This is a genomic window from Mesorhizobium sp. B2-5-13 (genome assembly GCF_006440535.1).
In the GTDB taxonomy this organism is placed as follows: Bacteria; Pseudomonadota; Alphaproteobacteria; order Rhizobiales; family Rhizobiaceae; genus Mesorhizobium; species Mesorhizobium salmacidum.
The window spans coordinates 578,860-603,325 of record NZ_VFUI01000002.1 but is presented as its reverse complement, the minus strand read 5'-3'; the positions used below and the strand labels follow the sequence as shown (position 1 = coordinate 603,325).

The window sequence follows — 24,466 nt, the reverse complement described above, 5'->3', positions numbered from 1 at the left end:
CTTGGGTTCGCTGAAGAGAGCTGCTCAGAGCGAGCGTCCGATCAGCAATTTCATGATCTCGTTGGTGCCGCCGTAGATGCGCTGGACGCGGGCGTCGCGGAACATGCGGGCGATCGGATATTCATTCATGTAGCCATAGCCGCCGTGCAATTGAAGGCATTCGTCGACGACTTTACCCTGCAGGTCGGAGAGCCAGTACTTGGCCATCGAGGCCGTTACCGGATCCAGCCCGCCATTGATGTGGCGGGTGACGCAGTCATTGTAGAAGACACGGCCGATGGTGGCCTCTGTCTTCAATTCAGCCAGCTTGAACTGGGTGTTCTGGAAGTCGATGATCGCCTTGCCGAAGGCCCTGCGCTCCTTGACGTAGTCGATGGTCAACGCCAGCGCCCGCTCGATCATGGCAATCGCCCCGGTGCCGATCTGCAATCGTTCCTGCGGCAATTGCTGCATCAGCTGGACGAAGCCCTGTCCCTCTTCATGGCCGAGCAGGTTGGAGGTCTGCACACGCACGTCGTTGAAGAACAGCTCCGACGTGTCGTTGGCCTTCAGCCCGATCTTGTCGAGGTTGCGGCCGCGCTGGAAGCCTTCGACCTCATCGGTCTCAATAACGATCAGCGAGGTGCCCTTGGCGCCCTTCTCCGGATCGGTCTTGGTGACGACGATGATGAAGTTGGCCAGCTGGCCGTTGGTGATGAAGGTCTTGGAGCCATTGATCTTGTACTGGTTGCCATCCTTCTCGGCACGCGTCTTGACACCTTGCAGGTCGGAACCGGCGCCGGGCTCCGTCATGGCAATGGCGCCGATCAGTTCGCCGGTGGCGAGCCTGGGCAACCATTTCTTCTTCTGCTCTTCCGAACCGTAATGGAGGATGTAGGGGGCGACGATCGAATTGTGCAGGCCGATGCCGAAACCATCGACGCCGACATGGCCGATCGCCTCGATGATGGCGCTCTCATGCGCGAAGGTGCCGCCGGAGCCGCCATATTTCTCCGGCATTGACGCGCAGAGCAGCCCGGCGGAACCAGCCTTCAGCCAGCTTTCGCGGTCGACCATCTCGTTCTTCTCGAACTCGTCGTAGCGCGGCGCGATCTCCTCCGACATGAAACGGGTAGCCATGTCGTAGAGCATGCCGACCTCGTCGGCCGCCCAGGCTGGCTTCGGCAAAGAGAGCACTTCGGCGGGATTTGTCGCCACGATTTCCTCCGCGTATCGACAGACAGACAGACAGGCCAGCGAGGTTGAGTTTAGAACGCTTCCGCCGACAGGGCCATCAGCGTATCGGCGCCACTAGAAATACGGGCGAGGTGGGCCGAGGTCTCCGGCATGATCCGTTCCATGAAGAAGCGCGCCGTCACGACCTTGTTGTCATAGAACGCCCCCTTGTTTTCAAGGAAAGAGTGGGAACCGTTGGCGCCGGTCTTGCCCTGTGCCGCCTTGGCCATCCGCGCCCACATGTAACCCAGCGCCACGAGGCCGAAGAGATGCATGTAGTCGGTCGAGGCTGCACCGGCATTGTCGGGCTTGGCCATGCCGTTCTGCAGCAGCCACATGGTCGCCGCCTGCAAATCGTTGAGGCCCTTCTTCAGACCCTTGGTAAACGGCGCCATCTTCTCGTCCGCGCGGTTTTCCTCGCAGAATTCGCCGACCTCCTTGAAGAAGGCCTGTATGGCGCGGCCGCCGTTCAAGCCGAGCTTGCGGCCGACGAGGTCGAGCGCCTGGATGCCATTGGCGCCTTCATAGATCATGGCAATGCGGGCATCGCGCACGAACTGGCTCATGCCGTGCTCTTCGATGTAGCCGTGGCCGCCGAACACCTGCTGCGCCATCACGGCGTGGTCGAACCCCTTGTCGGTCAGCACGCCCTTGACCACCGGCGTCATCAGGCCGGTGTAGTCGTCGGCCGCCTGGCGGTCCTTGTCGTCGGCGGAGCGGTGCGCGATGTCGGACTTGATCGCCGTCCACAGCGCCAGCGCGCGGCCGGCCTCGTTGAAAGCCTTCATGGTCATCAGCGAGCGGCGGATGTCGGGATGGACGATGATCGGGTCGGCCTTTTTCTCCGGCGACTTAGGGCCCGACAGCGAGCGGCCCTGCAAACGGTCCTTGGCGTAGGCGACGGCGTTCTGGTAGGCGATCTCCGACAGCGACAGCCCCTGCAGGCCGACGCCGAGCCGCGCCTCGTTCATCATCGTGAACATCGCCTTCAGGCCGCCATTGGCCTCGCCCAGCAGCGTGCCTTCAGCCTCATCATAGTTCATGACGCAGGTCGAATTGCCGTGGATGCCCATCTTCTCCTCGATGGAACCGCAGGAAACGGTGTTCCTTGTCCCCGGATTGCCCGACGCATCGAGCTTGAACTTCGGCACGATGAACAGCGAGATTCCCTTGACGCCTTCGGGGGCGCCTTCGATACGGGCCAGCACCAGATGGACGATGTTGTCCGACATGTCGTGCTCACCGGCCGAGATGAAAATCTTCTGGCCTGAAATCTTGTAGGTGCCATCGCCGTTCGGCACTGCCTTGGTGCGCAGCAAGCCGAGATCGGTGCCGCAATGCGGCTCGGTCAGGTTCATGGTGCCGGTCCAGGTGCCCTCGACCATCCTGGGCAGCCAGGTCGCCTTCTGCTCGTCGGTGCCGTGGGTGATGATGGCCGCGATCGCACCCTGGGTCAGGCCGGGATACATCATCAACGACATGTTGGCCGACACCATGTATTCGGCCACCGCCGTGTGCACGGCATAGGGCAGGCCCTGGCCGCCGAACTCGACCGGAGCCGCCAGGCCCATCCAGCCGCCTTCGCGATACTGGTCGAACGCTTCCTTGAAGCCCCTGGGCGTGGTCACCGAGCCATCGTCGTGGCGCACGCAGCCTTCCATGTCGCCGACACGGTTCAGCGGATGCATGACGTTCTCGGCGAGCTTGGCCCCTTCGGCGAGAATTGCCTCCAGTATGTCGGGCGTTGCGTCGGCGAATCCGGCAAGGTTCGAATAGCGCTGATAGCCCAGCACCTCGTTGAGCACGAACAGCGTGTCCTGGACCGGGGCCCTGTAGATCGGCATGCTTTCCTCCACCATGCGGATAAAGGCCCCGAAATCAAGCCGTGCGCGGCAAGCGGGCCAATGTCGAAGTGGCAATAGCAAATATTGACGTTTGCGTAAACGTCAATATTTTCGATGCGACAAGATTCCGTCGCCACGCGCGCGGAGCCTGGCGTTGCGGCATTGCGCAAGCCAGCGCGAAACAGCAGGCCATGACAGCGAAAAGCCGCGCAGCATGGCCACGCGGCTTTGATGGTGAAAGTCCGACAGTGTCGGAGAGTGGCTTAGCTCGCGACGCTCGCCTGCGGCGTCGAACGCTCGGCCAACATCTGGCGCACCGCCGACATCGAGCCGCCGAGCTCATTGATGGCGTCGTCGATCAGTGCCCGCTGCTTCTGCAGGCGAGCGAGCTGCTTCTCCGACTTGTCCAGCGCCAACCGCAACTGCTTGGTGTTGGAACCGGTCGGATCGTAGAGGTCCATCATCTGCTTGACGTCGCGCAGCGAGAACCCAACCTTTCGGCCGAGCAGGATCAGCTTCAGCCTGGCCTTGTCGCGGCGCGTATAGAGACGGGTCGAACCGTCGCGCTGCGGGTGGAGCAGGCCTTTGTCTTCATAGAAGCGCAGCGTGCGCAGCGTCACGCCATACTTTTTGGCCATTTCGCCGATGCGGGAGAGATCCTCGCCGACTTCTACGGATGCATTATTGGTATTGGCCGCGGTCTCGCCGGCCGAGATAAGTTTCATGGTCACTGGCTTCCCCGTCTGGTGGCGTCGCGGTCCCGGACCATGCGTCGCCTGACTGGAAGCGGGGGCGTGCTTCCAGCCGTGGTTTCAACAAACAAATCGCAAAACAGCACAGTTGATGCGCCATTTACGTTTACGTCAATTCTATACCGATAGCCGCCTCATGACGCAAGGGCGTTCTGAGAACGGTGCCTTATGCCGCACCGGAAATCGCGACAGCCAACTTCCTTGCAACTTCTTAAGCTTGGTTAACGCGTTGTTTACCACGTTGGGCGAAATGTGCGCGTGTCGGCTATCCGTGGTTATCCTGTATCGAATTTTCACGGTTTTTCGGAGCGCGGGTGAAACCCGGGAAGCTTGTCTTCCACCGTGGCATGGAAGCGCGGTCGCCTCGTTCCGGCAGGGACTTGGGGAGCTGGTCGCAAGCCGGCCAATCTGAAAGACGGACGCACCGATGAACAGCAAGCGGTCCTATCTCGATACACTCAATGCCGGCAGGCAGCGCAAGCCGCAGACAACGCTCGAGCAGCTGAACCGCTCGCTGGAGACCCTGGAACAGCGCCTGGGGCAGACGCGTGAGGACGCGACGGCACGGCCCGTTCCTCGCCAATATGGCGCCGACCCGCGTTACCCCGCCGCGGAACCGCGTTATCCCGCCGCGCAGCCGACGGCCCAGCAGCGCTGGTATGAGGATCCGCAGCCGGCACCGCGTGCGCACAACCCGGCGCCCTCGCCTGCCTTCGACCAGAATTACCAGGCAATCGCGCGCGACATCGACCGCGTGCGCGGCCAGGAAGACAGCGTCGCCATGGTCGGCAAGATCGCGGGCGAGCTGCGCGGCATGCGCGAGGAACTGCGCCACCAGGTGACTTCAGGCCTGCAGCGCGAATTCGACGCGCTGCGCAAGGACATCGACCGCGCCTTCCAGGCGAACGCCAAGCCCGGCGCGACAGGCAAGGGCAGCGCCGAACTCGGCGTGGAATTCGAGCGGCTGTCCGGCGCCATCAAATCGCTGTCGGAGAAGAGTGACGACAGGAGCGTCAACCTGCTGCGACTGGAACTCGAGCAGGTCAAGGCCGCGCTCGACACGCTGGCGCGCGAGGAGAGCGTGCAGAAGGTCGACCGCCGCTGGGACGATTTCGATCGCCGCTGGACTGCCTTCGAGGACCGCGTCGACGCCGATCAGCGCAAGCGCTCCGACGATCCCGCCCTTGCGGCCCTGACCGATCGGCTGGAGCAGATCAGCAACGCCGTCAACAACCTGCCGGAATCGCTGTCGCTGCGTTCGCTGGAGGAAAAGGTCCGCACACTGGCTGGGGCGGTCGACCATTTCGCCAACCAGCAGGACAATCGCGGCGGCGGCACGCTGGCCATGATCGACGAGCGGCTGGACGAGATTTCCCGCGCCATCGTAGCCTCGACAGTCGCCGCCCAGGCGAATTCAATCGACCACGAAGCCTTCGAGCGCATCGAGAAGCGGATCGACTCCCTCGCCCAGCAGATCGAGGAAGTGGCGCAGGACCGTCCCGGCAATATCGTGGTCGACCGGTTGAACACGCTGTCGAGCCGGGTCGATGACCTCGCCGGCCGCGCCAACCTGCCCGAGCAGGCGATGGAACGGCTCGCAAAGCAGATCGCGCTGATCGCCGACAAGATCGATCAGGCGCCGGCCATGCCCGACGCCGACTACATCTTCCAGGGGCTTGAGCAGCGTTTCGACGTGCTGTCCGGCATGATGGAGCGTCGCCAGGGCGACGCCATCGAACAGGGCAACATGCTGTTTCGCGATCTCGAGCGCCGGCTGGACGAGGTTGCCGACCGGCTGGACCAGCGCAGCATGGCGCAGGTCGACAGCGCCGGCATCATGGACGCCATCGACGCCCGCTTCACCGCACTGGCCAAGCGCATGGAAACGCGCGCTCCCGATCCCGCCGGCGAGGCGGCGATCCGCGGGCTGGAAAGCAGGCTCGAGGATATTTCAAGCCGCCTGGACGCTTCGGCGGCCCAAGTCGCCGGCATCGATCCGGCGCTGATCCGCAGCCTGGAGGCGCAGGTCGCCGGCCTGTCTGCGCATCTTTCCAAGCCGAGCACGCCGCTGCCGGATTTCGAGGACATCAGCCCGCGGCTCAACGAAATCGAAAAAGCGCTGGCCGGGACCCGCGATTCCATCCTCGGCGCCGCACGCGAGGCGGCTGAGAACGCGGTGCGCTCGCTGGCCGGAACGAGCACCAATACGGCCGCGGTATCTGGCCTCGCCCAGGACCTGAAGACGCTGGAGACATTGACGCGGCGTTCCGACGAGCGCAATTCGCGCACCTTCGAGGCCATTCACGATACATTGCTCAAGATCGTCGACAGGCTGGGTTCGCTGGAAACCAGCGACCCGTCCGAAGCGGTAAGCGAACTCCTCGACGCGGCTCCGATCGAACCGAGTGGTTGGCGGGGCGCACGGCGGCCCAAGATGGCCGTGAACGCACCGTCGATGACGATGGACGAGCCGCAGCCGCTGACCGGCATGGCCGATCTGGACGCGCGTGCCGCGGCCATATTGCGCGCCGAGCCCGGCGAGCCGGCACCGCACGTTGAAACGGGCTTGTCTGCCCGGCCGGGCGCGCGCTCGCCCGCGGAAGCAGCAGCCGCCGCCGCAATGGCCGCACTCGGTTCCGACGCCACCGCCGGAGAGGGCCAGCCTGCTGGCCGCAAGTCGATGTTCGGCGGCCTGGCGCGCGCCTTCAAGGGCAAGAAGGCGGCGGATGTTCCGCCGCTGGCCGGCTCGGCGCCGAGCGCCGATATCCCGAGTGTCGATCTCGACGAGCCGCTCGACCCGAAAGTCGCCAACCGCCCGCTGGAGCCTGGCTCCGGCGCGCCCGACCTCAATGCCATCATGAAGCGCGTGCGCGACGAGCGCGGACAACCGGCAAAGCCCGGCGACAGCGACGCGGCGAAATCGGATTTCATCGCCGCTGCCCGGCGCGCGGCGCAGGCGGCCGCGGCCGAAGCCGACGCCCTGAAGCGCCAGTCGACGATGAAAGGCCCGGTCAAGGCGCTCAGGATAGGCGACCTGCTCAAGGCGCGGCGCAAGCCGATCCTGATGGCTGCGGCAGCGATCATGCTGGCGCTTGCCGGCCTGCAGCTCGGCAAGGCGTTTCTTTCGGATCCCGCCGCCCAGGTGGCAAATAACGACACGGCCCCGATCGTCGCCTCGCAGCCGGTGAAGACGGCATCTGTCGATGCCGCCAGCCAGCCGAAGACCGAAGTCCAGCCGGCGACGACAGACAGCGCGCCGGCCCCTGCCGTCAGGCAGGCCGAACAATCCGCGCTGGCAAGCAAGGACGACATGGCGGCGCAGACCGTCATGGCCACGCCGTCTGATACGGACGCGATGCCGGATACCGCACCTGCCGCCGGGGCCGCTCCGGCATCGGTCGCGTCGGCCATGGCTTCCGGCCCGAGCACAACCGCTCCCGACGCGATAGCATCGGCCGCGCAGGCGCCTGTTGCTCCGATGACCGCTGCTCCTACCATGACGGATCCGGCACCGGCCGCCATCGCCGGCGGTACGCAGACGGATGCCGATGCCCAACCGGCCCCTGCTACGCCAGTCGCGACCGAGGCAACGGCCAACGACACGACTGGCGCCGTTGCGCCCATGGACAAGGCGGCAGCGACTGCCGCGACCAAATTCGACGTCCCGGCCGATGCGGGCCCGGCCGCCTTGCGTGACGCCGCCGCCGGTGGCGACGCCAAGGCACTGTTCGAGGTCGGCTCGCGCTACGCCGAGTCGCGCGGCGTCAAGGAAGACATGGCGGCGGCCGCCAGATGGTATGAGAAGTCGGCGGAACTCGGCTTCGCGCCGGCCGAATACCGCATCGGCAATTTCTACGAGAAGGGCATCGGCGTCGCGCGCGACATCAAGAAGTCAAAGACCTGGTACCAGCTCGCCGCCGCGCAGGGCAACGCCAGCGCCATGCACAATCTGGCGGTGCTGTTCGCCATGGCCGCCGATGGCGTGACCGACAATCAATCGGCCGCGCACTGGTTCCAGGAGGCCGCCGACCTCGGCGTCAAGGACAGCCAGTTCAATCTCGGCATCCTCGCCGCCAAGGGCGTCGGCATGAAGCAGAACCTGGAAGAATCCTACAAATGGTTCGCGCTCGTCGCCAAGACCGGTGACAAGGATGCCGCGGCCAAGCGCGACGAGATCGCCAATGCGCTGCGGCCCGAGCAGCTCGAGCGGGCGCGCGCAGCGACAGAATTGTGGAAGGCCAAGCCGCTCAACGCGACAGCCAATTCGGTGGACATTCCTGAATCCTGGCAGGAAGGCACGCCGCAGACGACCGCCGGCATCGACATGAAGAAGGCGGTCAAGAACATCCAGCTCATCCTCAACAAGAACGGCTATGACGCCGGCGGCGCCGACGGCGTGATGGGCGGGAAGACCAAGAACGCCATCATCGCTTTCCAGACCGCCAACAAGCTGCCGGCGACCGGCGCGGTCGACGAGAAACTGGTCAAGGCATTGCTGGCGCGCAAATAACGGCAGAAGCGTCGTTTCCACGACGCCCTTGCCATATATTTGCCTGTTAACTGATTGAGTTGTCTTTTTGTTTCGGCGCGGTGGCGGGATTTGATCCCGCTGCCGCGTCGTCGCAAGAGAAAATTGGCTTTTCGATGCGATACTGTCCGAAACGGCTTTATTCGCCGACAGGCAAACTGATCGAGACTGACGGGTGGGCATCTATCTCCCGATCGCGGAAATTTCCGTCAACGTCTTCGTGCTGCTGGCCATGGGCGCCGCGGTGGGCTTTCTGTCGGGCATGTTCGGGGTGGGTGGCGGCTTCCTCATTACACCGCTCTTGATCTTCTACAACATCCCCCCGGCGATCGCGGTCGCCACCGGCGCCAACCAAGTCATCGCTTCTTCCGTCTCCGGCGTCCTTTCGCACATGAAGCGAGGCACGCTCGACTTCAAGCTCGGCGGCGTGCTCCTGGCCGGCGGCATCGTCGGGTCCACCGCCGGCATCTACGTGTTCGGCTTCCTGCGCAGGCTCGGCCAGCTCGACCTGTTCATCTCGCTGCTCTACGTCGTGCTGCTCGGCAGCGTCGGCGGGCTGATGCTGGTCGAAAGCATCAACGCGCTGCGCGCCACGCGCAGCGGGGCGGCACCGGTGTTGAAGAAATCCGGCCAGCACAACTGGATCCACCGTTTGCCGCTGAAGATGCGCTTCCGCGCGTCGAAACTGTTCGTCAGCGTCATTCCGGTGCTCGGGCTTGGCGCCGGCATCGGCTTCCTGTCGTCGATCATGGGCGTCGGCGGCGGCTTCATCATGGTGCCGGCGCTGATCTATCTCTTGAAAGTGCCGACCAACGTCGTCATCGGCACCTCGCTGTTCCAGATCATCTTCACCTCCGCCTACACGACGCTGGTTCACGCCACCACCAACCAGACCGTCGATGTGATGCTGGCCTTCCTCTTGATGGCCGGCGGCGTGGCCGGGGCACAATATGGCGCCAAGGCCGGCCAGCGGCTGCGTGGCGAGCAATTGAGAGCCCTGCTGGCGCTGCTGGTGCTGGCGGTGGCGATCCGGCTCGCAACCGATCTGTTCGTCACGCCGCCCAACCTTTATTCGCTGTCCGGCGCGGGCCTCAACTGATGAATGGCCTGAAAGCGTTCGCAACCGTCGCTCTCCTGTCCCTGACCGCCGCGGCGCCGGCGAAGGCGCAGACGCCGCTGACGGAAGGCATCCAGATCGGCCTCTCCACCGACACCGTGTCGATCACCGCCGGTTTTTCCGGCGCCGACCTGACCATTTTCGGTTCGCTGGAAAATCCCGACCCGCTGGTGGCACGCCAGGGCCGTTACGACGTCATCGTCGTGCTCGAAGGGCCACCAAAACCGGTGGTAGTGCGCCGCAAGGACCGGGTGCTGGGCGTCTGGGTCAATCTGGATTCCGAGACCTTCGAGAACGTGCCGGTGTCTTATTCGGTGGCGACGACGCGGCCGTTGCAGGACATCACCGAACCCAACAGCTACAAGCAACTGTCGCTCGGCGCCTCCAACCTCTATATGCAGCCCGCCGATGCCGGTGACAGTCCGGCGACGATCGAGGAGTTCACGGCGGCGCTGCGCGAGCGCAAGGCCGCCGCCGGCCTCTACAGCGAGAATGTCGGCGGCGTGCAATTCCTGTCGCAGAACCTGTTTCGCGCCACCGTCAGGCTGGCGCCTAATGTGTCGGTCGGCACGCACAAGGCGCGCGCGTTCCTATTCAAGAGCGGCCTCTTCGTGAAGGAGAGTTCGGCGCAACTCGAAATCCGCAAATCAGGCTTCGAACAATCGATCTTCCGCGTCGCCCACGACTATTCGTTCCTCTACGGCGTGTTCGCCATATCGCTGGCCATGGTGACGGGCTGGCTCGGTCGGCTGGTGTTCCGCAAAGATTGATGTTGCGGGAAAAGAGGGGTTCCCCTTTTTCCCGCCATGCGATAAACCGCCGCCTCCCAGCCCAGGGGCAAACACGCACATACAATTCGCAAGAGCGGTCCCGGATGACAGCGCGATGCGCCGCCGCTGTTTTGCCGCCGTGAAACAATGACAGGAGGCTGCAATGCATCGGGCATTCGGCGGCATCGACTTCGGCACGTCCAATTCCACGGTGGGCGTGATCCGGAACGGCAAGGCGCGGCTGGTCGCGCTGGAGGGCGAACAACCCACTCTGCCAAGTGCGGTGTTCTTCAACTTCGAGGACGGCCACACCTATTTCGGCCGTCGCGCGATCGGCGATTATACCGACAGTATCGAAGGCCGCCTGATGCGCTCGTTAAAGAGCGTGCTCGGCAGTTCGCTCGCCCACGAGAAGACGCGTATCAAGGCGCGCCAGATCGGCTTCATCGACATTATCGGCCTGTTCATCGGTCATCTGAGGACGCGGCTGGAGGCGGACGCCGGCGGCGTGGTGGAGAGCGTGGTGCTCGGCCGCCCGGTGCAGTTCGTCGATGACGATGCGCAAGCCGACGCGGAGGCGCAAGGCGAACTCGAGAAGGCTGCCCGTGCCCAGGGCTTCAAGCATATCGCCTTCCAGTTCGAGCCGATCGCGGCGGCGCTCGACTACGAGCAGAAGGTGACGCGCGAGGAACTGGCGCTGATCATCGACATGGGCGGCGGCACGTCGGACTTCTCGATCGTGCGGGTCTCGCCGGAGCGCTCGCGATCGATCGACCGCAAGGACGACATCCTGGCCAGCCGCGGCATCCATATCGGCGGCACCGATTTCGACCGGCTGCTGAGCATCGCCCATGTCATGCCGCAGCTCGGCTATCTCTCCGCGACCAAGGACGGCAAACGCAATCTGCCGGCCAGCTACTTCATCGATCTCGCCACATGGCAGCGCATCAACCTGGTCTACACCGCCAAGGCGATGACGCATCTGCGCCAGATCCGCTACGAGGCCGCGCGCGCCGATCTGGTCGACCGCTTCATCCATATCGTCGAGCACCGCTACGGGCACGCGCTGGCGGCGCTGGTCGAGAAAGCCAAGATAGAGCTGACCGACAGGTCATCGGCGGACGTGGCGGTGAAGCTGCCGGACGCGAGTTTCGCCGCGGAAATCACGCGCGACGGACTGGAGGCCACGATCGCCCGGGATATCGAGCGGGTCACCGAAACGGTGGCGCAGACCATCCGCGACGCCGGAGTCAAGCCGTCCGACATCACCGCGGTGTTCCTGACCGGCGGATCGACGGCGATCCCGCTGGCAAGGCGGGAAATCCTGTCGCTGGTGCCGCAGGCTTCCGTCATCGACGGCGACATGTTCGGATCGGTCGGGCTTGGCCTGGCGCTCGACGCGCAGAGGAAGTTCGGCTGACCCTACCCTGACCCGTTCATCTCCGCAGCCAGATGCGCCTTCAGCGCCATCTGGGCCAGGCTTGCCTGACGGTCGCGATGGGTGATCATGGCGAAGTCGCGCTTCGGCAATTCGATCGGCACGGCTCTCAGGCTCCCCTCGGCGACCGCGCGCCCGACGACGAGCTCCGAAATGATGGTCGCGCCGGCGCCGGCCTCGACGGCCTGACGAACCGCCTCGTTGCTGGGCAGCACCAGGAATATCCTGAGGTCGGCAAGCGAAATCCCCTCGCGGCGCGCCAGATCCTCCAGCACCTCGCGCGTGCCGGAGCCGCCCTCGCGGATGATCCAGCGCAGGCCGGTGATGTCGGGGCGGCCCGGCGCGATTTCGACGATCTTGGGATGAGAGCTGGCAACGACCAGCATCAACCGGTCGGTATCGACTTTGGCGCGGCGCAATATATCGGATTCGGTGCGCCCTTCGACCAGGCCGAGATCGGCGGTTCCATCGAGCACGCTGGCCTCGACCTGCCTTGTGTTGCCGATGGTGACGCTAAGCCTGACGGCCGGATGCGCCTCGTGGAAGGAGGCCAGCCGGCGCGGCAGCCAGTAGCTGGCGATGGTCAGGCTGGCGGCGATGGAGAGGCTGCCGGCGACCGTCTGCGAAACATGTTCCAGCACATTGCGGGCGGCAGCGGCCCGCTCCAGCACGGCCTTGGCCTCGGGCAGGAACCGGTGGCCGGTCTGGGCCAGCTCGATGTTGCGGCCGACGCGGTTGAACAGATGGACGCCGTGCTGCTCTTCCAGCGCGCGAATAGCCGCCGACGCGGCCGATTGGGAAATGCCCAGGAGTTCGGCCGCCTTGGTCATGTGGCCGCGCTCGGCGACGGCGACGAAAATGCGCAACTGATCCAGAGTCATGCGCGCATTAAGAACCAATATCGATCGAATTTACAAGAACAACTGATTAGACGGATCGATAGCTTTATTCTACTTTTTCGGAAGAAGTTAGAAAAAATTCGCCAGTGGATCGCGAAGGATAAAATGATCGGGCGGTTCAGATCCCTGCTTGCGCATTGGACCCGCGGCATCCGACGGCGGTTGGCCGGTGATCGATACCACCCGGAAGAGCAGTACATGCGCGGCCCCGGGCCGAAGACGCGAGCCAAATCCGCCGGCCGCGCGAGCAGCACGGGATGATGATGCAAGGACCGCCGCGCGGCGCCAATTCAGCCCCCTCGCAACGCCAGCTTGCCGACACGCGCGCGCCCGATGAGGGCGATGGCGTCGACACCTCGCCTGACGTTTCCGACAGCATCGCCAAGACGACCTGCTACATGTGTGCCTGCCGCTGCGGCATCGACGTGCATATCAAGAACGGCAAGGTCCGCTACATCAACGGCAACAAGGATCATCCGGTCAATCGCGGCGTGATCTGCGGCAAGGGCAGCTCCGGCATCATGCAGCACTACAGCCCGGCCAGACTGAAGAAGCCATTGCTGCGCATCGGCCCACGCGGCTCGGGCGAGTTCCGCGAGATCGAATGGGAGGAAGCCTTCTCGATCGTCACCGGGCGGCTGTCGGATATCCGCCGCACCGATCCTAAAAAACTCGCCTTCTTCACCGGGCGTGACCAGTCGCAATCCTTGACAGGCTGGTGGGCGAGCCAGTTCGGCACGCCGAACTTCGCCGCCCATGGCGGCTTTTGTTCGGTGAACATGGCGGCCGGAGGCCTTTACACGATCGGCGGCTCGTTCTGGGAGTTCGGCGAGCCCGATTGGGACAACACGAAATACTTCATGCTGTTCGGCGTCGCCGAGGACCATGATTCCAACCCGATCAAGATCGGGCTGGGCAAGCTCAAGGCGCGCGGCGCCAAGGTGGTCTCGATCAATCCGTGCCGGACCGGCTACAATGCGATCGCCGACGACTGGATCGGCATCCGGCCCGGCACGGACGGCCTGTTCGTGTTCGCGCTGATCCACGAACTCTTGAAAGCCGGCCGCGTCGATCTCGATTATTTGCTGCGCTACACCAACGCGCATGTCCTGGTTATTCAGGAGCCGGGTGCGGCCGATGACGGGCTGTTCGTGCGCGACAGCGACGGCAATCCGCTGGCATGGGACAGAGTGGCGAAGCGTGCGGTGAACGCCACCGATGCCGACGCCAAACCGGCACTGACCGGCAGCTGCGATGTCGATGGCCGCCGCTGCGTGCCGGTGTTCCAGCTCATTGCAGACCGCTATCTCGACGAGAGCTACGCACCCGATGCGGTCGCGGAGCGTTGCGGCGTCTCCGCCGGAACGATCCGCCGGATCGCGGCCGAACTGGCCCACGTCGCCTTCGAACAGGCAATCGAATTGCCGGTCGCGTGGACCGACTGGGCGGGGCGCCGGCATGAGACGATCAAGGGACGCCCCGTTTCGATGCACGCGATGCGCGGCATCTCGGCCCATTCCAACGGCTTTCATACCTGCCGCGCCATCCACCTGCTGCAGGTTCTGCTGGGTACGGTGGACGTACCGGGCGGCTTCCGCTTCAAGCCGCCCTACCCCAGATCCGCCCCGCCGGGTCCGAAGCCGTGCGGCAAGGACGTGAGGCCGATGACGCCGCTCGACGGCATGCCGCTCGGTTTCGTTTGCGGGCCCGATGATCTGCTGGTCGACGAAGCGGGCACGCCGCTGCGCATCGACAAAGCCTATTCCTGGGATTCGCCGCTTGCGGCGCATGGCCTGATGCACACCGTCATCCGCAACGCCTGGGCCGGCGATCCTTACCCGATCGACACGCTGATGATGTACATGTCGAACATGGCCTGGAATTCCTCGATGAACACGGTCGAGACCATGGCCATGCTCACCGATCATGATGAAGCGGGCAACTACAGGATCCCCTTCATCATCTATTCCGACGCCTACTACTCCGAGACCGTGCCGTTCGCGGACCTCGTCCTGCCCGACACCACCTATCTCGAGCGTCATGACTGTATCAGCCTGCTCGACCGGCCGATCAGCCATGCCGACGGGCCGGGCGACGCCATCCGCCATCCGGTCGTCGAGCCCGACCGCGACGTCAGGCCGTTCCAGTCGGTGCTGATCGAACTCGGCGCGCGGCTTGGCTTGCCCGGCTTCGTCGAAAACGATGGCTCGGCGAAGTACCGCGACTACGCCGACTACATCGTCAATCATGAACGCACGCCCGGCATCGGCCCGCTCGCCGGCTGGCGCGGCAAGGATGAAACCTCGATCGGCAAGGGCGAAGTCAACCCCAACCAGTTGCAACGTTACATCGACAATGGCGGTTTCTGGCACCACGACTTCACCGACGACCAGCGCTACTACAAGATGGCCAACCGCTCCTATCTCGACTTCGCGGTGCAACTGGGCTTCATCCCGAAGGCCGAGCCGATCGTCTTCCAGCTCTATTCCGAACCGATGCAGCGTTTTCGGCTGGCCGCGCGCGGTCATGGCCTGGTGGTGCCGCCCGAGAGCGAACGCGAGCGCGTCGAGACCTACATGGACCCGCTGCCGTTCTGGTACATGCCATTCGAGGAAGCGGCCGTCGACCTTGGAAAATATCCGCTGCACGCGCTGACGCAGCGGCCCATGCACATGTACCATTCCTGGGGTTCGCAAAACGCGTGGTTGCGGCAGATCACCAGCCAGAACCGGCTGTTCGTACATCACCGGACCGCGGCCGGCCTCGGCCTCGCCGACGACGACTGGGTGTGGATCGAGAGCATCAACGGCAAGGTGAAGGGGCAGATAAAGCTGGTCGACGGAGTGAACGAGAGCACGGTCTGGACCTGGAATGCGATCGGCAAAAGGCGCGGCAGCTGGGGGCTGAAGGACGATGCCGCCGAGAGCAATCGCGGCTTCCTGCTCAACCACATTATCGGTGACCAGACTTCTGCTGACGTCAGCGGCAAACGCTATTCGAATTCCGATCCGGTCACGGGACAAGCTGCGTGGTTCGATCTGCGCGTCCGCATCGTGAAATGCAGGGCCGAAGAGATCGGCTTCACCGAACCGCAATTCGAGCGTTTTCATCAGCCACCGCATTTCGGATTCTCGCCGGACAAGCTCACTTTCGGCACCGGGTTCCGGCAGGCAAGAGAGGCAGCCGAATGACCTGTCTTCCGCATCCAGGCGGCAAGAAGCTTGGCCTCGTCATCGACCTCGACACCTGTGTCGGTTGCCAGGCCTGCGTCACCGCCTGCAAAGAGTGGAATACCGGCGGCCACATGGCGCCGCTGACCGACATCGACCCCTATGGCGGCCATGTCGACGGGGTCTGGTTCAACCGCGTACACAGTTACGAGCACATCACCGAGATGGGGGGGCGCACTGTGAACTTCCCGCGCTCCTGCCTGCATTGCGAGACGCCGGCCTGCATCACCGTCTGCCCGACGGGCGCCTCTTACAAGCGGGCCTCCGATGGCATCGTACTGATCGATGAGGACAAGTGCATCGGCTGCAAATTGTGCAGCTGGGCCTGCCCCTATGGCGCGCGCGAATTCGACACGGATGTCGGCGTGATGAAGAAATGCACGCTCTGCGTCGACCGCATCTACAACGACAACCTGGCCGAAGGAGACCGCGTGCCGGCCTGCGTCGCCGCCTGCCCGACCAGCGCCCGGCATTTCGGCGACCTCGGCGATCCCCAATCCCCTGTTTCGCAACTGGTGGCGGAGCGGGGCGGTGTCGACCTGATGCCGGAACTCGGCTATCGCCCGACCAACAAATACCTGCCGCCGCGCGCTCACACGCAACGCGCCGCATCGGTGGCCGCTCCCGCGCTGGAGCAGGTACGGGCCGAGGGCGGTTTCCTTGGCTGGGTCGACCGCATGCTTTCAAGCTGACCATCCATGCATCCAGCTTTTTCGGTCGTCTTCTTCACCACCGCCACGGGTGCCGGCTATGGGCTGCTCGCGCTGCTCGGCGTGCTCGGTCCGCTCGGCTTCATCGCACCCGATTTCTGGCCGGGCTTCGTCGGCATGGGACTGGCGCTCGGCCTGATCGCCGCCGGCCTGTTGTCATCGACCGGTCATCTCGGCAGGCCCGAACGTGCCTGGCGGGCGTTCTCGCAATGGCGCAGTTCATGGCTGTCACGCGAGGGCGTTGCCTCGGTAACCACCTTCGTCCCGGCGGGACTGTTCGGCATCGGCTGGGTCCTTCTTGGCCGGGTCGATGGATGCGTCGCTGCTGCCGGACTTCTTGCCGCGATTGGCGCCATCGTCACCGTCTGCATGACCGGCATGATCTATGCCTCGCTGAAACCCATCGCCCAGTGGCACAGCCCCTACACCTTGCCCGGCTATCTCATCTACTCGGCGATGAGCGGCAGCGTGCTTCTGAACGCTGTGCTGCAAGCATTTTCTCTCGACTCGAAAATGCTTCTGACGGCTTCCGCGCTGCTCACCTTGCTCGGCTGGGGCTGGAAGCTGGCGACCTGGCGCCACAACGACCGGCTTGAAATCCCGACCAACGCCAACACCGCGACGGGGCTGACCGGTGGCACGGTGCAATCCCTGGAATGGCCGCATACAGAAGAAAACTACCTGCTCAAGGAAATGGGCTTTCGCATCGCGCGCAAGCACAGCGCGAAGCTGCGCCGGATCACGCAAATACTGGCCTTCGCTTTGCCCATCCTGCTGCTGATCGTCACCTTCGCGCTGCCTTGGCCCTTCGCGACGGCGTTCTCGGCGCTGGCCGCGATCGTCCAGTTCGCCGGCATGCTGGTCGAGCGCTGGCTGTTCTTCGCCGAGGCCAAGCACACGGTCATGCTCTACTACGGGCGATAGATCTCAGCCTGGCCGCAGCATCGAGTGCGAGATGGCGAAGATGCGCTCGGTGCCAAGCATGTAAGCCATCAACGACTCCAGGCGAAACAGCCCGGCATAGGCGCGGTCGAGCACATTGAGCGAGCCGGTATAGGCACCGAAGGCAGGCATGATCATGCGGCCGCCGTCGCCGGCAAAGCAGCGCCGCCGCACCGAGCGGCCTTGCTGCACAATACGGGCGCAGGGGTGGAGGTGGCCGGATATTTCGCCCTCGACCCGCACCTTCGATGGCTCGTGCCGGAACAGCAGCGAGCCTATGGCCAGTTCCCGCACGGTTTCGCCGGGCAGGTCGGCGGGCGCTTCCGGATCGTGATTGCCGGCGACCCAGAACCAATCGCGGCCTGCCATCAGCGCTTCCAGCCGTTCGCGAAAACTTTGATGCATGCGTTTGGCGCCGCCGCCGTCGTGAAAGGAGTCACCCAGGCTGATGACGATCGACGGCTGGTAATCCGATATCACCGCCTGCAGCCGCAGCAGGGTCGCGCCGGTATCGTAGGGCGGGATCAGCGTGCCGCGCCTTGCCAGCGACGACCCCTTTTCCAGATGCAGGTCCGATACTGTCAGCAGCCTGAGCTCGGGAAAATAGAGCACGCCGCGCGGATCGCAGACCGCACGTTCGCCGGCGATGCCTATCATGTCGGCCTCGGCGATCAGCGATGCGCGCGCCAGCGAAAAGTTCATTCGTCAACCATCCCAGGCCCCATGGCCTCTTCGACCAGCGTCGCCGCATCCATCAGCAGCGTTTCATCGGCCTCGCCGTTCACCGGCATCTTGCCGATCTCAAGCATGATCGGCACGGCCAGCGGCGAAATCTGTTCGAGCGCCTTATGCATGATTCTACCCTGGATGCGCGAGAGCATGTCGGCAAGTCTGCTGACATCGAGCAGGCCGGTCGCCGCGTCGGCACGGGTCGCCTGAAGCAGGATGTGGTCCGGCTCATGGCTGCGCAGCACATCGTAAATCAGGTCGGTCGAAACGGTGACCTGCCTGCCGCTCTTCTCCTGGCCGGGGTGGCGTTTTTCGATCAGGCCCGAGATCAGCGCGCAATTGCGGAAAGTGCGCTTGAGAAGCCAACTGTCGGCCAGCCAGGCTTCGAGGTCGTCGCCCAGCATATCCTGGTCGAACAGCGCGCCGAGTGAAGGTTTCCTGGCTTTGAACATGGCGCCCATGTCGCCCAGCGACCATATAGCGAGCGCATAGTCGGTGGCGACAAAGCCGAGCGGCCTGGCGCCCGCCCTGTCGAGGCGACGGGTGAGCAGCATGCCAAGCGTCTGGTGCGCCAGCCTGCCCTCGAAGGGATAGGCGACCAGATAGTCGCGGTTGCCGCGCGGAAAGGTCTCGATCAGCAAATCGTCGCGCTTGGGCAGCATCGATTTGTCCGACTGGAACCGCAGCCAGTCGGCCACTTGCTCCGGCAGCTTCTTCCAGCGCTGCGGATCGTCCAGCATGATGCGGACCTGCTCGGCCAGATAGGTCGAGAGCGGGAACTTGCCGCCGCCATAATAGGGTACCTTGGCGTCGCTGCCGGGCGCGTTCGAGACGAAGCATTCATTCTCGCGGATACCTTCGAAGCGCAGTACCTTGCCGGCGAACATGAAGGTATCGCCATGGATCAAGGTCTCGAGGAACGCCTCCTCGATCTTGCCGAGCACGCGGCCGCCGTGCGACGCCGAGCCTTTGCTGCCGGCCTTGACGTAACGCACGTTGAGCGCGGGCACCTCGATGATGGTGCCGACATTCAGCCTGTATTGCTGGGCAACGCGCGGATTGGATACGCGCCACAGTCCATCCTTGTTCAGGCGGATGCGGGCGTAGCGCTCATAATTCTTCAGCGCATAGCCACCGGTGGCGACGAAATCGATGACGCGGTCAAATCTCGGACGATCGAGGCCTGAATAGGGTGCCGCCGTTCGCACCTCTTCATACAGGTCATCGGCGCGGAACGGTGCGCCGCAAGCGCAGCCGAGCACATGCTGCGCCAGCACGTCGAGCCCGCCATCGACCAGCGGCGGCGTATCCTGCGCGCCGAGATAATTGGCGTCGAGTGCTGCCCGGCATTCCAGCACCTCGAAACGGTTGGCGGGAATCAGGATCGCCTTCGACGGCTCATCCATGCGGTGGTTGGCACGGCCGATGCGCTGCGCCAGCCGGCTGGCGCCCTTCGGCGCACCGACATGCACGACCAGATCGACATCGCCCCAGTCGATGCCGAGATCGAGCGTCGAGGTGGCGACGATGGCGCGCAGCGCGTTCTCGCCCATCGCCTTCTCCACGCGCCGGCGCTGGGCGACGTCGAGCGAACCATGGTGAAGCGCGATCGGCAAGGTGTCCTCGTTGACGCGCCACAACTCCTGGAACAGCAGCTCCGCCTGGCTGCGCGTGTTGACGAACAGCAGGGTCGTCTTGTGGCGCTTGATCTCGCGGTAGATTTCCGGCGTGGCGTAGCGCGCCGAGTGGCCCGCCCACGGCACGCGCTCCTCGGAATCGAGGATCGAGATTTCGGGCTTCGCACCGCCCGTCACAGTGATCAATTCCGCCATGTCACCCCGCGGGTTCTGACTGACCAGCCAGCGCCGCAATTCGTCCGGCTCGGCCACCGTCGCCGACAGGCCGATCGTCTGCAGGCTTGGGACAAAGCTGCGCAGCCGCGCCAGCCCAAGCGCCAGCAGATGGCCGCGCTTGGACGTCACCAGCGAATGCAATTCGTCGAGCACGACATAGCGCAGATCCTCGAAGAAGCGCCTCGCATCGCCTGCCGCGATCAGCAGCGCCAGTTGCTCCGGCGTGGTGAGCAGGATATCGGGCGGCGCAAGCTTCTGGCGCTGGCGCTTGTGGGCGGGGGTGTCGCCGGTGCGCGTTTCGATGGTGACGGGCAGACCGATCTCCTCGACCGGCTTGCCGAGATTGCGCTCGATGTCGACGGCCAATGCCTTCAGCGGCGAGATATACAGCGTGTGGATACCGCGCCGCGCCTGGCCTGGTTTTCGCCTCGGCCTGACGGCCAGTTCGGTCAGCGACGGCAGGAAGCCGGCCAGCGTCTTGCCGGCGCCGGTCGGCGCGATCAACAGCACAGATTGCCCGGCTTGGGCCTTCGCCAGGAGTTCGATCTGATGCGCGCGCGGCGACCAGCCTTTCTCGCCGAACCATTCTACGAATGGCTCGGGCAAGACGACGGCGGCATTCTGGTCTGCGAGGCGCGGCAGCTCGGTCACCCGCCAGAGGTAGCGCGGCGGCGCGCAATCGCCAAGCAGAATCGGAACAAAAGGGGATCGAAAGCCTTACGGCCGCCGGAACCCTGTCGGCGCGCCATAGAGATAACCGATGCGGGCGATGGCTTCCTTCAGCCCTTCGCGCGACGCCAGCATGGTGTGGCCGTTGGCGTGGATCATGGTCTCGGCGCCGGTCATGATGGCGACATGGCCTTTCCAGAACACAAGGTCACCACGTCGCAGCCCCGTATAATCGGGGCCGGGCTGAAGCGGCTCGCCGACCGAATTGGCCTGCATGTCGGAATCGCGCAGCACCTCCCTGCCGGCCATGCGCATTGCCAGTTGCACCAGGCCGGAGCAATCGATGCCGAAGCCGGAAACACCGCCCCAGAGATAGGGCGTGCCGAGAAACGTCTCGGCCACGGACACATAGTCGCCGGCCACTTCGCCGATCGGCTGCAGATGGCCAGCGATCAAGGCTTCACCGGAGGGCAGCAGTGCATAGTGCGTGCCGCGCGTTTCGGCGGCACCCGTCACGGTTACCGTCGATCCCATCGACAATTGCCCGGAAATCGGAAAGCGCAGATCGGGACCGGGATATAGGAACGTGCGCGGCACCGAGATGATGTGGGTGGGCGCATGGTCCCGCTCGCCCAGCATGGCGTCGGCGACATAGCCGACATAGCCGTCTCGCTCGGCCTGGATCCAGGCCCAGCCCTCTCTATTCTCGAAAACCAGGACATCGTCGCCGAACAGAGCTTGCGTGTTGACGCCCGAATCCAGCGCCGGCGCCTTGCGGATATCGGCCACCGATACCGAAATCCGCGCCGGCCGGCCCGCTACGAAACGGTCGGCAGCGACCTCTCCTTTCAACCTGGCATCGGCGAGATCGGAGCGGAAGGCGTGCAGGCGGGGGTCGTGGGCGGTCAAATCGGCAATCCAGTTAGATAGGAAAATTGTTCAGATCGGCAGGTCGTGGGCCTTGGCAATGATACCATCGCCGAAGCGCTCGACAAAGAGCGCGCCTTCGACGGTGCGCTTGATCAGGACGTTGCGCTTGTCGAGCTCGTCGCGATGACGCGACACCAGCTTCAGCGCGCCCATCGTGTCGAGGGCGCGCGTGATGACCGGCTTGGTGACGTTGAGGCGGGCGGCAAGACCGCGCACCGTATGCGGCGGCGGATCGAGATAGATGGTGAACAGAATTGCCGTCTGCCGCATGGTGAGATCAGGCGCATCCTCGCGCACCTGCGACAGCATCACTTGCTGCCACAGTCGCAAGGCTTGGCTCGGGCGCATCGCAATCGACATCGCGCCAGCATGACGGCAAATTGTTTCGGTTCCGTTTCAGTTTCTGCAATTTGCCGGCCCTGCTTGCGCATCAGCCATAGCGCGTCGACATGATCCGCTCCAACGCCCGGATGCCTTGCGCCTCGCCACCGGCAGGGCCGTAGGGGCGATCGGCGGGGTTCCAGGCGAAGATGTCGAAGTGGGCCCAGCTTGCCGTCTTCTCGACAAAGCGCTTGAGGAACAGCGCCGCCGTGATCGACCCGGCGAAACCGTCCGTGGTGACGTTGTTGATGTCGGCGATCTTCGACGACAGTTTCGCGTCGTAGGGCCGCCACAGCGGCATGCGCCACAGCGGGTCCTCGACCGCGATGGAGGCGGCCGCCAGCTCCGCGGCAAACGCCCCGTCATCGGTGTAGAAGGGCGGCAGGTCGGGACCCAGCGCAACGCGGGCTGCTCCGGTCAGGGTCGCCATGTCGACCAGGAGCTGCGGCTCCTCTTCGTCGGCAAGCGCCAGCGCATCGCCCAGCACCAGCCTCCCTTCCGCGTCCGTATTTCCGATCTCGACTGATATGCCCTTGCGGCTCGCCAGCACGTCACCGGGGCGGAAGGCATTGCCGGCAATCGAATTCTCGACCGCGGGGATCAGCACCCGCAGCCGTACGTTGAGCCCGGCAGCCATGATCATCGAAGCCAGGCCCAGCACATTGGCCGCGCCGCCCATGTCCTTCTTCATCAGGAGCATGCCCGAAGAAGGCTTGATATCGAGGCCGCCCGTATCGAAGCAGACACCCTTGCCAACCAAAGTCACCTTCGGCGCGCCTTGCTGCCCCCATGTCATGTCGATCAGGCGCGGCGCATCGGACGACGCACGACCGACGGCGTGGATCATAGGGAAATTCTGTGTGAGCAGGTCGTCGCCCTTGATGGCGGAGACTTCGGCCTTGTGGGTCCCAGCCAGGACCCGCACTGCCCTCTCCAGATCGTCCGGCCCCATATCGTTGGTCGGTGTGTTGACGAGGTCACGCGTCAGGAAAACGCCGTCGGCGATGCGGCGAACGCGCTGCGCATTGACGCCGGCCGGCAATTCGAAGCGCAGCGCCTTGCCCGGCTTCTTGCCGTAGCGGGTAAAGACATAGCCGCCGAGCGCCAGCGCGACCGCCGCGAGTTCAGGCTCGGCCGGCACCGAGGCGAAGTGCCAGTCGCCTTCCGGCAGGGTTTTCGACAGCGCGCCCAGACCGAGCGCGCCCTCACCGTCGCCAAGACCGAACACGGCGCCGCCGAGCACTCCGTTCTCGCCCGGCACGACCAGCGTCCTGCCGGCCTCGCCGGAAAAACCGTTTGCCTTGGCCCAAGCGACAATAGATGGCGACAGACCGGCCGCGTCCAGCCCGTCCCTGGCGACCAGATGGATCGGCAGCGGGTTCTTCAGCTTGTTCTCGACCAGTTCCACGGACATCAGACGTTTCTCCTGCCGAACTCGCCCGAGTCGGCGTTTCTTAACCCTCCGTTAGGGTTAACAGAATATTTCTGCTGGAGGGAAGATGGCCACGCAATGGCCACGCGCATGAATGGAGGCCCAGGGTGCCGATGCCGACCAACCGCACGATAAACATCCGGGGAAAGCGGCTCATCACCACGGCATTCATGCTGGCGCTCGCGGCAGGTGTCGCGGGATGCGCAACCGACAAGCTCACCACCGGCTCCATCGGACGCACCAGCGGCAAGCCGCTGGAGACGATGTCGGCGGGAGAATTGCACAACGCCAGTGCCGCTCTTGGCCAGTCCTATGCGAGGAACCCCACCGACAAGCGAATCGCCACCAATTTCGCGGCGGCGCTGCAGATGGATGGGGATGCCGACCAGTCGCTTGCCGTGATGCGCAAGCTGGCGATCGCCTATCCCAAGGACCGCGACGTACTCGCCGCCTATGGCAAGGCGCTGGCCGCCAACGGCCAGTTCGAGGCGGCGCTCGATGCGGTGCGCCGCGCACAGACGCCCGAATATCCCGACTGGAGGCTGGTGTCGGCGGAGGCGGCCATCCTCGATCAGACCGGCCAGAAGGACGAGGCGCGCCAACTCTACCGCAAAGCCCTCGAACTCAAGCCGAACGAGCCCTCGATCCTTTCCAATCTCGGCATGTCCTATGTGCTGGAAGGGGATCTGCGTACCGCCGAGACCTATATGCGGTCGGCCGCCCAGCAGTCGAACGCCGACAGCCGGGTGCGCCAGAACCTGGCGCTCGTCGTCGGCCTGCAGGGCCGTTTCGACGAAGCCGAGAAGATCGCCTCGCAAGAACTTTCCCCCGAACAGGCACAGGCCAACGTCGCTTACCTCAGGCAAATGCTGGCCCAGCAGAACGCCTGGAGCCAGCTCAAGGACCAGGACAAGGCGAAACCGGCGAAAACCGCCACCAACTGATCGCCGCGAGCTTACCGCAAATCGTAAAAGCCGCGCTCGATTACAGCGCGGCTTTTTGTTTTCGCAGGCGGATTCTGCGTTGG

17 protein-coding genes are annotated in these 24,466 nt (G+C 64.3%); 8 read left to right on the top strand and 9 right to left on the bottom strand.

What is annotated here, in order from left to right; translation table 11 throughout:
- Positions 1-24: 24 nt before the first annotated feature.
- From FJ434_RS06100 to FJ434_RS06090, 3 genes are all read right to left on the bottom strand, one after another.
- Positions 25-1,197 carry an acyl-CoA dehydrogenase family protein gene (locus FJ434_RS06100; protein WP_140746594.1) on the bottom strand — a complete coding sequence of 391 codons (1,173 nt, stop codon included), beginning with the start codon at positions 1,195-1,197 and terminating at the stop codon, positions 25-27.
- A 50-nt stretch (positions 1,198-1,247) separates the two neighbouring features.
- A complete protein-coding gene (locus FJ434_RS06095; protein WP_140746591.1) occupies positions 1,248-3,059 on the bottom strand; it encodes an acyl-CoA dehydrogenase in 1,812 nt (603 codons plus the stop codon).
- A gap of 263 nt (positions 3,060-3,322) precedes the next feature.
- Positions 3,323-3,784, bottom strand: coding sequence for a MerR family DNA-binding transcriptional regulator (locus tag FJ434_RS06090; protein WP_140507737.1), 462 nt, complete (start codon positions 3,782-3,784; stop codon positions 3,323-3,325).
- Between the two features lie 454 nt (positions 3,785-4,238).
- On the opposite strand from FJ434_RS06090, the gene FJ434_RS06085 reads away from it, so the two are divergent.
- The 4 genes from FJ434_RS06085 (at position 4,239) to FJ434_RS06070 (ending at position 11,646) form a co-directional block, all read left to right on the top strand.
- Entirely contained in the window at positions 4,239-8,321 is a 4,083-nt protein-coding gene (locus FJ434_RS06085; protein ID WP_140746588.1) for a peptidoglycan-binding protein, read from the top strand.
- Between the two features lie 193 nt (positions 8,322-8,514).
- A complete protein-coding gene (locus FJ434_RS06080) occupies positions 8,515-9,438 on the top strand; it encodes a sulfite exporter TauE/SafE family protein (protein WP_140716155.1) in 924 nt (307 codons plus the stop codon).
- The gene (locus tag FJ434_RS06075; RefSeq protein ID WP_140746585.1) at positions 9,438-10,226 is read left to right on the top strand and encodes a TIGR02186 family protein; all 789 of its coding nucleotides are present in this window, start codon (positions 9,438-9,440) and stop codon (positions 10,224-10,226) included. Before FJ434_RS06080 ends, FJ434_RS06075 begins: the two co-directional genes overlap by 1 nt.
- Before the next feature lie 163 nt (positions 10,227-10,389).
- Positions 10,390-11,646 carry an Hsp70 family protein gene (locus FJ434_RS06070; protein WP_140746582.1) on the top strand — a complete coding sequence of 419 codons (1,257 nt, stop codon included), beginning with the start codon at positions 10,390-10,392 and terminating at the stop codon, positions 11,644-11,646.
- A gap of 2 nt (positions 11,647-11,648) precedes the next feature.
- On the opposite strand, the gene FJ434_RS06065 is transcribed toward FJ434_RS06070, so the two are convergent.
- Positions 11,649-12,545 (bottom strand): LysR family transcriptional regulator, encoded by an 897-nt coding sequence (locus FJ434_RS06065; RefSeq protein ID WP_140507595.1) that lies wholly within the window; start codon positions 12,543-12,545, stop codon positions 11,649-11,651.
- A gap of 278 nt (positions 12,546-12,823) precedes the next feature.
- On the opposite strand from FJ434_RS06065, the gene FJ434_RS06055 reads away from it, so the two are divergent.
- Genes FJ434_RS06055 through FJ434_RS06045 form a run of 3 tightly spaced genes read left to right on the top strand, consistent with a single transcriptional unit; the run spans position 12,824 to position 17,427 of the window.
- The gene (locus FJ434_RS06055) at positions 12,824-15,754 is read left to right on the top strand and encodes a molybdopterin oxidoreductase family protein (protein ID WP_181165869.1); all 2,931 of its coding nucleotides are present in this window, start codon (positions 12,824-12,826) and stop codon (positions 15,752-15,754) included.
- Entirely contained in the window at positions 15,751-16,485 is a 735-nt protein-coding gene (locus FJ434_RS06050) for a 4Fe-4S dicluster domain-containing protein (protein WP_140746576.1), read from the top strand. Before FJ434_RS06055 ends, FJ434_RS06050 begins: the two co-directional genes overlap by 4 nt.
- A gap of 6 nt (positions 16,486-16,491) precedes the next feature.
- Entirely contained in the window at positions 16,492-17,427 is a 936-nt protein-coding gene (locus FJ434_RS06045; protein WP_140746573.1) for a DmsC/YnfH family molybdoenzyme membrane anchor subunit, read from the top strand.
- A 3-nt stretch (positions 17,428-17,430) separates the two neighbouring features.
- Here the strand turns inward: FJ434_RS06045 and pdeM are convergent, their stop codons facing one another.
- From pdeM to FJ434_RS06020, 5 genes are all read right to left on the bottom strand, one after another.
- Positions 17,431-18,147, bottom strand: a complete 717-nt coding sequence (gene pdeM / locus FJ434_RS06040) for a ligase-associated DNA damage response endonuclease PdeM (RefSeq protein WP_140746570.1) — start codon at positions 18,145-18,147, stop codon at positions 17,431-17,433.
- Positions 18,144-20,678 (bottom strand): ligase-associated DNA damage response DEXH box helicase, encoded by a 2,535-nt coding sequence (locus tag FJ434_RS06035; RefSeq protein ID WP_140746567.1) that lies wholly within the window; start codon positions 20,676-20,678, stop codon positions 18,144-18,146. Before FJ434_RS06035 ends, pdeM begins: the two co-directional genes overlap by 4 nt.
- Positions 20,679-20,744: 66 nt before the next feature.
- On the bottom strand, positions 20,745-21,605 hold the full coding sequence (locus FJ434_RS06030; RefSeq protein ID WP_140746564.1) for an NlpC/P60 family protein: 861 nt from the start codon (positions 21,603-21,605) through the stop codon (positions 20,745-20,747).
- A 30-nt stretch (positions 21,606-21,635) separates the two neighbouring features.
- On the bottom strand, positions 21,636-21,986 hold the full coding sequence (locus tag FJ434_RS06025; protein ID WP_140507608.1) for a MarR family winged helix-turn-helix transcriptional regulator: 351 nt from the start codon (positions 21,984-21,986) through the stop codon (positions 21,636-21,638).
- 70 nt (positions 21,987-22,056) lie between these two features.
- Complete coding sequence (locus tag FJ434_RS06020) at positions 22,057-23,421, bottom strand: M17 family metallopeptidase (RefSeq protein ID WP_140507610.1); 1,365 nt, start codon at positions 23,419-23,421, stop codon at positions 22,057-22,059.
- Between the two features lie 131 nt (positions 23,422-23,552).
- Here FJ434_RS06020 and FJ434_RS06015 point away from each other — a divergent pair, with 131 nt between their 5' ends.
- Complete coding sequence (locus tag FJ434_RS06015; RefSeq protein WP_140507741.1) at positions 23,553-24,383, top strand: tetratricopeptide repeat protein; 831 nt, start codon at positions 23,553-23,555, stop codon at positions 24,381-24,383.
- Positions 24,384-24,466 lie beyond the last annotated feature (83 nt).

Bases quoted from the DNA above. Each gene is read 5' to 3' on its own strand.
- FJ434_RS06095 (WP_140746591.1), bottom strand. From the start codon at position 3,059: ATGCCGATCTACAGGGCCCCGGTCCAGGACACGCTGTTCGTGCTCAAC.
- FJ434_RS06090 (WP_140507737.1), bottom strand. From the start codon at position 3,784: ATGAAACTTATCTCGGCCGGCGAGACCGCGGCCAATACCAATAATGCA.
- FJ434_RS06085 (WP_140746588.1), top strand. From the start codon at position 4,239: ATGAACAGCAAGCGGTCCTATCTCGATACACTCAATGCCGGCAGGCAG.
- FJ434_RS06075 (WP_140746585.1), top strand. From the start codon at position 9,438: ATGAATGGCCTGAAAGCGTTCGCAACCGTCGCTCTCCTGTCCCTGACC.
- FJ434_RS06070 (WP_140746582.1), top strand. From the start codon at position 10,390: ATGCATCGGGCATTCGGCGGCATCGACTTCGGCACGTCCAATTCCACG.
- FJ434_RS06065 (WP_140507595.1), bottom strand. From the start codon at position 12,545: ATGACTCTGGATCAGTTGCGCATTTTCGTCGCCGTCGCCGAGCGCGGC.
- FJ434_RS06055 (WP_181165869.1), top strand. From the start codon at position 12,824: ATGATGCAAGGACCGCCGCGCGGCGCCAATTCAGCCCCCTCGCAACGC.
- FJ434_RS06050 (WP_140746576.1), top strand. From the start codon at position 15,751: ATGACCTGTCTTCCGCATCCAGGCGGCAAGAAGCTTGGCCTCGTCATC.
- FJ434_RS06045 (WP_140746573.1), top strand. From the start codon at position 16,492: ATGCATCCAGCTTTTTCGGTCGTCTTCTTCACCACCGCCACGGGTGCC.
- pdeM (WP_140746570.1), bottom strand. From the start codon at position 18,147: ATGAACTTTTCGCTGGCGCGCGCATCGCTGATCGCCGAGGCCGACATG.
- FJ434_RS06025 (WP_140507608.1), bottom strand. From the start codon at position 21,986: ATGTCGATTGCGATGCGCCCGAGCCAAGCCTTGCGACTGTGGCAGCAA.
- FJ434_RS06020 (WP_140507610.1), bottom strand. From the start codon at position 23,421: ATGTCCGTGGAACTGGTCGAGAACAAGCTGAAGAACCCGCTGCCGATC.
- FJ434_RS06015 (WP_140507741.1), top strand. From the start codon at position 23,553: ATGCCGACCAACCGCACGATAAACATCCGGGGAAAGCGGCTCATCACC.